The organism is Enterococcus cecorum, from assembly GCF_052119425.1.
In the GTDB taxonomy this organism is placed as follows: domain Bacteria; phylum Bacillota; class Bacilli; order Lactobacillales; family Enterococcaceae; genus Enterococcus_E; species Enterococcus_E cecorum_C.
This window is the reverse complement of record NZ_JBQKFH010000065.1, coordinates 1-8,482: the sequence shown is the minus strand read 5'-3', so window position 1 is coordinate 8,482 and position 8,482 is coordinate 1. Positions and strand designations below refer to the sequence as shown.

The window sequence follows — 8,482 nt, the reverse complement described above, 5'->3', positions numbered from 1 at the left end:
TTAGGATGGATGAGTCCTGTTCAATATAGGCTCCATCTTTTAGCTGCATAATGAAAACGAGACGACCGGAGTCGTCTCGTAAAAAAGTCTAACTTTTTGGGGTCACCTCAGAGTGACCTCCGCTTTTTTCATTCATTTATATATTATTTTTCTTCTTCGTCTTCTGGCACTTTATTATCCAAGTCGGTACGTACAATTAAGACATCACAAATTGCATGACGGATAACATATTCAGATACAGAACCGATAAATAAACGTTCAACTGCATTTAAACCAGTCGCACCTAGCATGATTAAATCTACTTTTTCGCTCTCAGGTAATTCTTTAGCAATCACTGATTTAGGAGAACCGTATTCGATAATTGTTTTGACTTGATTTACCCCTGCTTCACTAGCAGCTTTTTGATAATCAGCCAAGGTTTGTTTAGCCATTTCACTTGCTTGTTCCATCATCATACCATCTAAAGAAGAGATTGTTTGGAAAGCACGCGTATCAATGACATGGACTAATAACAATTCAGAATCATTCCGTCGTGCAACATTCACCGCCTTTTGAAATGCCAATTCTGCCTCTTTGGAACCATCTACAGCGACCATAATTTTTTTATATTCTTGCAACATAAGAATCCTCCTCTCTGTTATATCTACCTTTATTTTAAAACAAAAAAAGCGATTTGTCACAAAATTTCTATTATAATTTTAAGTTTTTTGCTAAAAAAGAAGAGAAAACCCCACTTAATATAAAAACAGCAATAATAAAACAAATACTAAAGAAGCGATCATTCATAAAAGTGCAGACAATCCCTAGAATACCACCGATTACAAAAAATTTACCATAATCACTTAATACAGAAGCTAAATCTTCTTTAGGTTTTAAAAATTGTAAGGCAATCGTTGTTTTGAAAATTAAGAAATAACCAATCACTAATAATAGCGAGGCCATGATAAATAATAAGATTTGGATTAACATGAACTATTTTCCTTTCGATTTTGATATTTTTCACAGCTTTATTATACTCAATTTTGGCAAGAAAAAAAGCCTGACCATAAAGCCAGGCTCAACCTATATTGGTTATCATGGGTACTATCCGTAGATGCCGTTTTTTATCCCGAGGTATTGATCCCGCAAACTAGCAGGTGGGCTCTTCTATCTATCCTTTGAACTACCAAATGAAAAGGCATGTTACCCGCATAGATTCAATTAGATCCCAATAAATCAATAACAATGTTCGGTCAACACACTAAAGGGAGAATTCGCACATCACAGATTTCCCATAACTAATACTAGCATAGTTTTTCAAAGAGTGCAAGTGAAACACCTAAAAATTGATAACGTTTTCTAAGAAGGACTATACTCGTTATTAGATAACTTATTAATGTTGCTTCCATTCTTGGATTTGTTGATATCTCATGGCTAAGGCTTTTTCGTATTTGCCACTTGTTTTTGGTTGATAGTAATGACGATGCACAAGATTGTTTGGCAAGTACTGTTGGTTCACCCATTGATTTGGATAGTCATGTGGATACTTATAGTCTACCCCACGATTTAATTTTTTCGCCCCTTGATAGTGACTGTCGCGTAAATGATCTGGAACATCGCCTGCTTTTCCACTTCTGACATCGGCTAAGGCTGCATCAATGGCACTAATGGCTGAATTGGATTTAGGAGATAGACACAAATCAATCACAGCATTGGCTAATGGAATCCGTGCTTCAGGAAATCCTAGTTTTTCAGCAGCTTGGATTGCAGAAACAGTACGGGCAGCGGCTTGGGGATTTGCCAGGCCTACATCTTCATAGCAAATGACCATTAACCGCCGACAAATAATGGGTAAATCCCCAGCTTCGATTAACCGTGCCAAATAGTGTAGTGCCGCATCCACATCGCTTCCTCGGATGGATTTTTGCAAGGCGGAAATCACATCATAATGGGCATCTCCGTCTTTATCATGGGTCAATGCTTTCTTTTGCAGACAAGACTCTATAATTTCTAAGGTAATTTCAATCTTTCCGGTAGCTTCATCGACGGGGGTGGATTTGACGGCTAATTCTAACCCATTTAAGGCACTTCGTAAATCGCCATTGGTTACCCGCGATAGATGAAGTCGGGCGTTATCTGCTAGATGGACGGGATATTCGCCCAATCCTTTTTCAGTATCTGCTAATGCTCGGTCAATCGCGGCTAAAATATCTTCTTGGGTCAATGGTTTTAACTCAAAAATTTGACAACGACTGCGAATGGCTGGGTTGATGGAAATATAAGGATTTTCAGTTGTTGCGCCAATCATAATAATGCGACCATTTTCTAGATGAGGCAATAGAAAGTCTTGTTTGGTTTTATCTAAACGGTGAATTTCGTCCAAGAGTAAAATTACCGTACCACTCATTTTGGCTTCTTCTGCAACGATTTGTAAATCTTTTTTGCTGTCAGTCGCGGCATTTAGCATACGAAAGGCATATTTGGTCGTTCCGGCGATGGCTGAGGCAATACTTGTTTTTCCTGTGCCTGGGGGTCCATATAAAATCATAGAGGATAGCATTTTAGCTGTAATCATTCGGTCAATAATTTGTCCTGGTCCCACGAGATGCTTTTGCCCAACGACTTCGGATAATTGAGTGGGGCGCATGCGATAAGCTAATGGTTTCATACGATACATCCTCTCTATCAAAAAATGCTTTGCTTACATAGTATAGCATTATCTGTGCAAAATAAGCTAGTTGAAACATTTTTTTGCGCAAATGATGGTTTTAGCTATGATTTAGTAAAAGAATTGTGTATGATGAAAGTGATGGAAATTATTCAGAAAAGAGGGAAATCAGTGGCCAAAGAAGATATTTTAACTTTTTTAGACCAACAAATTGATCAAAAAGTGACTGATTATGATGTCGCATTAGATTGGAATACTAAAAACCATACGATAGAAATCATTTTTCGCCTATATTTAGCAAGCAATGAAGAGTTAGCTGGTGAAGAGGAAGTCGAAGCGATAGAATTTGAAGATGGGATTTTACTTTACACTGAAAAATCTCAATTTGATGCAAATGATTACTTATATACAATGCCTTTTGAGCGTAAAAAAGGGATTGAAAGTACGACTTTAGCGGGTCTTGTTACGTATTTAAATGAAGTATTAGACCAAGGCATGTCTGATATTTTCGACTTTTTAGAAGACGAAGAAGCTGAAGTGTTTGAATTAACTTTTGATGAAGCTAGACTACAAGAAATCATTGAAAATGAAGGATCTGCTCGTTGGATTCCTTATCCTAAATTTTAAGAAGGTGAAAAGATGAAGTGGAATGAAGTAAAAGTCACAACAGAAAGTGAAGCAATCGAAGCGGTGTCTAATATTTTAATGGAAGCCGGTGCCAGTGGCGTAATGATTGAAGATAGTTTAGATATCGAAAATTATAAAACAGATGCCTATGGAGAACTATTAGACAAAGAAAACTATGAAATGATTACAGAAGGGGCGGTTGTTACGGCATATTTCCCTGAAACAACCTTCTTGCCTGAAATTATGCCAACCATTCAAGACAGAATTGCGCAATTGGCTGAATTTGGTTTAGCCATTGGTAAAAATGAAGTCGAAATTTCTGAAGTCTCTGAGGAAAATTGGGCGACGGCGTGGAAAAAATATTATCATCCTGTGCAAATTAGTCGCTTTTTAACGATTGTCCCAAGCTGGCAAGACTATCAAGCAACCCATCCAGAAGAAAAAATCATCACCTTAGATCCAGGTATGGCTTTTGGTACTGGGACACACCCGACGACTCGCTTAACGTTACAAGCTTTAGAAGTGACCTTACATGGAGACGAAACGGTACTTGATGTAGGGACAGGCTCAGGTGTGTTAAGTATTGCAAGTAAATATTTAGGAGCCAAAGAGGTTCATGCTTTTGACTTGGATGAAGTCGCGGTTAGAGCAGCAAAAGAAAATATGGACTTAAACCCGATTGCTAGTGATGTTAAGGTCAGTGCCAATGATTTACTAAAAGGAATCGAAATACAAGCGGATGTCATCGTGGCCAATATTTTAGCAGATATTATCGTCTTAATGTTAGAGGATGCGCATCGTTTGTTAAAAGATACTGGGCATTTGATTATCTCTGGAATTATCGAAGCCAAACGCGAAATGGTCTTAGCTGCATGTGAGAAGGCAGGCTTTGTCGTGGAACAACAATTGAACCAAAAAGACTGGTATGCGATTATTTTGAAAAAAGACTTGGGTGAAGATTAATGCAAAGATATTTTGTTGATACCCCTTATCAAGTACAAGAAAGCTATCAGGCAACCAAGGAAATGTATCATCATATGGTTCACGTGATGAGGATGAAAGTTGGCAGTCAAGTCTATCTAGCTTTTAGCGACCAACAAGTCATTATGGCACAAATTAGCGAAATCACCCCAGATACGTTGACTTTGGTGGAAGTGGCTAAAGAAGAACAAGCAAAAGAATTACCAGTTCATATTACTATTGCTAGTGGCTATCCAAAAGGTGATAAGCTAGAGTGGATTGTCCAAAAAGCGACAGAACTAGGTATGGCAGAGTTGATTGGCTTTCCAGCAGCTAGTTCGGTTGTGAAGTGGAATGATAAAAAACTAGCTAAAAAACAAGAACGTCTCGAAAAAATTGCCCAAGAAGCTGCGGAACAATCGCATCGTCAAGTCGTACCTAAAATTGATTTGTTGGAACACTTTACAGATTTATTAAAACGCGCAGCCGAATATGATCACATCATCATTGCTTATGAAGAATCGGCCAAACAAGGCGAAGATAGTCAATTGGTGCAAGTCTTTCAACAGCTTGCCCCTAATGAGAAGCTTTTAGCTATTTTTGGGCCAGAAGGGGGCATTACGCCGACAGAAATCGAGCAATTCAAGCAATTAGGTGGCAAATGCTGTGGATTAGGGCCAAGAATATTACGTACGGAGACCGCACCTTTATATCTTTTAGCAAGCAGTAGTTTCTTTTTTGAATTGATAAACCAAGAAAAGTGAGTGAATAAGATGCAACAAGCAATTACAAAGTTAGAAGCAGCACTGACAGAAAATGAATTTGTCTCTGTTCCGAATATGAATGTAGCACAAATTCGTTATATCTATGGTTCATTAAATCTATTTTATTTAAACCAAATTGTGCAAAAGGAAGTGGAGCAAGCAGCTACATTTGACCCTGAGGAATTGATGATGGCCTCGGCATTTGGTGATATGGCGGTGGAATTAATTCAGATTAATCATACTTTAGGCCTGCCTTCTTTAAGTGAGTATCAAGTGAAGGAAACCTACTTCTTCATTAATGATATGTTTGAGTTATTTAATCGGGCGGATGAAGCAATTTATCAACTTTCAAGTCAAATCATTCATAGTAAGACAACACATGAACCATTAGATCAAGCTTTGTTAACGGATATGTTTGATTTGTTGGCTAGTTTAGCTCATTACTGTGGCTTTTCATTTAAGAATTCTTTGCAGATGGCTGTGGATGAGTTTATTGAATTTTTATTATAATTTTTGCTGAGTATTTGATGCTTTTTTAGTGTCAGATGCTCTTTTTTTAGGTTAAATGATGGCTAAAATCGAAAAAGATAAGATAAAAGCGTTTGAATAGTCGTCTTTCATTGTAATGGATGGAATTTTTTTGCTATAATAGTAGAAAATCAAGCGAGGTGAGTGAAATGGCAAAAGATATCGTACTTTCAGGGCCAAGTGTAATCAAAATGGTTGCAGATTATATGAGCGAAGAAGAAACCGCCTTTGTCCAAAAAGCTTTAGATTATGCGACTAAAGCCCATGCCCATCAATTTCGTAAATCAGGCGAGCCATACATTATTCATCCGATTCAAGTAGCTGGACTTTTAGCGGAATTACATATGGATCCACATACTGTTGCCACAGGTTTTTTACATGATGTTGTAGAAGATACGGATGTGACTTTAGAAGATTTAGAAAGAGATTTCGGTAAAGATGTGGCGATGTTAGTCGATGGTGTCACGAAATTAGGTAAAATCAAATATAAATCTCATGAAGAACAATTAGCAGAAAATCACCGCAAAATGTTAATTGCGATGGCCAAAGATTTGCGAGTCATCATGGTGAAATTAGCGGACCGTTTGCATAATATGCGGACGTTAAAACATTTAAGAGAAGATAAACAACGCCGCATTGCACAAGAAACATTGGAAATCTATGCTCCATTGGCTCACCGTTTAGGGATTAGCCGGATTAAATGGGAATTAGAAGACCGTGCTTTACGTTATATTAATCCTAGTCAGTATTATCGTATCGTTCATTTGATGCAAACCAAACGCGATGAACGAGAAGCCTACATTGCTGAAGCGGTAGAAGAGATTCGTTTAGCGACGGAAGAACTAGAGATTTATGCCGAAATTTATGGTCGACCAAAACATATTTATTCGATTTATCGTAAAATGGTCGATAAAAAGAAACAATTTGATGAAATTTACGACTTATTAGCGATTCGTGTGATTGTGGATTCCATCAAGGATTGTTATGCGGTGTTGGGTAGTATCCATACCAAATGGAAACCAATGCCAGGGCGTTTTAAAGATTATATTGCGATGCCTAAAGCTAACATGTACCAATCCTTGCATACAACAGTCATCGGGCCAAAAGGAAATCCACTTGAAGTGCAAATCCGTACCCATGAAATGCATGAAATTGCCGAATTTGGGGTTGCGGCACACTGGGCATATAAACAAGGAAAAACCGATAAAGTCAAACCAGACAGCATGACCAAACAAGTGGGTTGGTTTAAAGAAATTTTGGAACTCAAAGATGAAAGCTATGATGCCTCTGAATTTATGGAAGGGGTCAAAGGCGATATCTTTAGTGATAAGGTCTATGTCTTCACTCCTAAAGGCGATGTGACTGAGCTGCCTCAAGGGTCTGGTCCACTTGATTTCGCTTATAGTATCCACACTGATATTGGAAATAAAACAGTCGGTGCGAAAATCAATGGGAAGATGGTACAACTTGACTACAAATTGAAAAATGGGGATATTGTCGAAATCTTGACTTCACCTAATTCATTTGGGCCAAGTCGTGACTGGTTGAAATTTGTGGCGACTTCTAAGGCAAAAAATAAGATTAAACGCTTCTTTAAAGTCCAAGATCGCGATGAAAATATCGAAAAAGGGCGTGAAATGGTCAGCAAGGTCATTCAAGATTTAGGCTTTGTACCAAAAGAAATCTTGACCAAGGCTAAAATTCAAGAGGCGATGTCACGCTTTAATTACCATTCCGAAGAAGACTTATATGCAGCAGTCGGTTTTGGAGAAATGAGTGCCACGACTTTTGTGAATCGTTTGACCGAAGAAGAACGCAAGCAACAACAAGAAGAAAAACAAAAGCAAGAAGTAGAGGATTTATTGACCAATCCAGTGAAAAAAGAACCTGAAAAGATGAAAGTGCGTCATGAAGGCGGCATTGTCATTGAAGGGGTCAATAATCTACTTATTCGTTTGAGCCGTTGTTGTAATCCGGTACCAGGTGATGAGATTGTCGGCTATATCACTAAAGGACGTGGGGTGTCGATTCACCGTGCAGATTGTCCAAATGTCCGTCATGCCGTTGACTTTGAAAACCGCATGATTGAAGTGGAATGGGAAGATACTGCAGTCATGAATATGGAATTCGATGTTGATTTGGAAATTCATGGCTTCAATCGTAACGGTTTATTGAATGACATCTTACAAACCGTTAACTCTATGACGAAACAATTGAGTAGCGTAGAAGCGAGATCGAACAAGGAAAAAACAGCTACCATTCGTCTAACTTTACGTATTCAAAACTTAAATCATTTGAAATCAATTGTCGATAAAATCAAACAAATTCCCGATGTCTATTCTGTACGTCGGATGAAAGGATGAGTCCATGCGCGCGGTAATTCAACGAGTCAGCCAAGCAAAAGTAGTCGTGGATGACAACACAGTAGGTCAAATTGGTAAAGGTTTTATGATTTTACTTGGTGTCCATGAACAAGACACACAAACAGATGTCGATTATTTAGTAGGTAAAATAAGTAAACTTCGCGTCTTTGAAGATGATCAACAAAAAATGAATCGTTCTATTATGGATGTCGGTGGGGAGATTTTGAGTATTTCTCAATTCACCTTATTTGCGGACACTAAAAAAGGCAATCGACCAAGCTTTGTGCAAGCGGCTAAACCCGATACAGCCATTCCTTTATACGAGGCTTTTAATGAAGGGTTGCGTCAAGCAGGCATTCCGGTTGAAACGGGCATTTTCGGTGCCGATATGAAGTGTCACCTCGTCAATGATGGCCCTGTAACGATCATCATCGACAGCCAAAATAAATAAATACAATAAAAAAGGTAGTGATCCGCACAAAATGTACCGACCCCCAAAAGTTAGACCATAAAATCTAACAATTGGAGGTCGGTATTTTTATGTCCAAATATTCTTTTGAGTTTAAAAAGCAAGTTGTAAATGCTTATCTTAA

Annotated in this window: 9 protein-coding genes and 1 other RNA gene; 6 read left to right on the top strand and 4 right to left on the bottom strand. The window is 38.2% G+C overall.

Annotation, left to right across the window (positions count from 1 at the left end):
• Positions 1 to 143: 143 nt before the first annotated feature.
• The 4 genes from ACTQZM_RS11370 to ACTQZM_RS11355 all read right to left on the bottom strand — a co-directional run bounded on the left by ACTQZM_RS11370 (position 144) and on the right by ACTQZM_RS11355 (position 2,647).
• Positions 144 to 620: a universal stress protein gene (locus tag ACTQZM_RS11370; protein ID WP_016250947.1), complete on the bottom strand. Its 477-nt coding sequence runs from the start codon at positions 618 to 620 to the stop codon at positions 144 to 146.
• A 70-nt stretch (positions 621 to 690) separates the two neighbouring features.
• Positions 691 to 969 (bottom strand): hypothetical protein, encoded by a 279-nt coding sequence (locus tag ACTQZM_RS11365; RefSeq protein WP_248623986.1) that lies wholly within the window; start codon positions 967 to 969, stop codon positions 691 to 693.
• Between the two features lie 111 nt (positions 970 to 1,080).
• A non-coding RNA gene (ssrS, locus tag ACTQZM_RS11360) (6S RNA) lies at positions 1,081 to 1,272 on the bottom strand.
• 100 nt (positions 1,273 to 1,372) lie between these two features.
• Positions 1,373 to 2,647 (bottom strand): replication-associated recombination protein A, encoded by a 1,275-nt coding sequence (locus ACTQZM_RS11355; RefSeq protein ID WP_441653829.1) that lies wholly within the window; start codon positions 2,645 to 2,647, stop codon positions 1,373 to 1,375.
• A 171-nt stretch (positions 2,648 to 2,818) separates the two neighbouring features.
• Between ACTQZM_RS11355 and ACTQZM_RS11350 the strand changes: the two genes are divergently transcribed.
• The 6 genes from ACTQZM_RS11350 to dtd all read left to right on the top strand — a co-directional run bounded on the left by ACTQZM_RS11350 (position 2,819) and on the right by dtd (position 8,340).
• Positions 2,819 to 3,274 carry a DUF3013 family protein gene (locus tag ACTQZM_RS11350; protein ID WP_168930271.1) on the top strand — a complete coding sequence of 152 codons (456 nt, stop codon included), beginning with the start codon at positions 2,819 to 2,821 and terminating at the stop codon, positions 3,272 to 3,274.
• 12 nt (positions 3,275 to 3,286) lie between these two features.
• Positions 3,287 to 4,237, top strand: a complete 951-nt coding sequence (prmA, locus tag ACTQZM_RS11345; RefSeq protein WP_441653828.1) for a 50S ribosomal protein L11 methyltransferase — start codon at positions 3,287 to 3,289, stop codon at positions 4,235 to 4,237.
• Positions 4,237 to 4,998, top strand: coding sequence for a 16S rRNA (uracil(1498)-N(3))-methyltransferase (locus ACTQZM_RS11340; RefSeq protein WP_441653827.1), 762 nt, complete (start codon positions 4,237 to 4,239; stop codon positions 4,996 to 4,998). The genes prmA and ACTQZM_RS11340 overlap by 1 nt, the downstream gene beginning before the upstream one ends.
• A gap of 9 nt (positions 4,999 to 5,007) precedes the next feature.
• Positions 5,008 to 5,508 (top strand): hypothetical protein, encoded by a 501-nt coding sequence (locus ACTQZM_RS11335; RefSeq protein WP_113827186.1) that lies wholly within the window; start codon positions 5,008 to 5,010, stop codon positions 5,506 to 5,508.
• Between the two features lie 167 nt (positions 5,509 to 5,675).
• Positions 5,676 to 7,889 carry a RelA/SpoT family protein gene (locus ACTQZM_RS11330; protein WP_016250954.1) on the top strand — a complete coding sequence of 738 codons (2,214 nt, stop codon included), beginning with the start codon at positions 5,676 to 5,678 and terminating at the stop codon, positions 7,887 to 7,889.
• A gap of 4 nt (positions 7,890 to 7,893) precedes the next feature.
• A complete protein-coding gene (gene dtd / locus ACTQZM_RS11325; RefSeq protein ID WP_349276832.1) occupies positions 7,894 to 8,340 on the top strand; it encodes a D-aminoacyl-tRNA deacylase in 447 nt (148 codons plus the stop codon).
• The last annotated feature ends 142 nt before the right edge of the window (positions 8,341 to 8,482 follow it).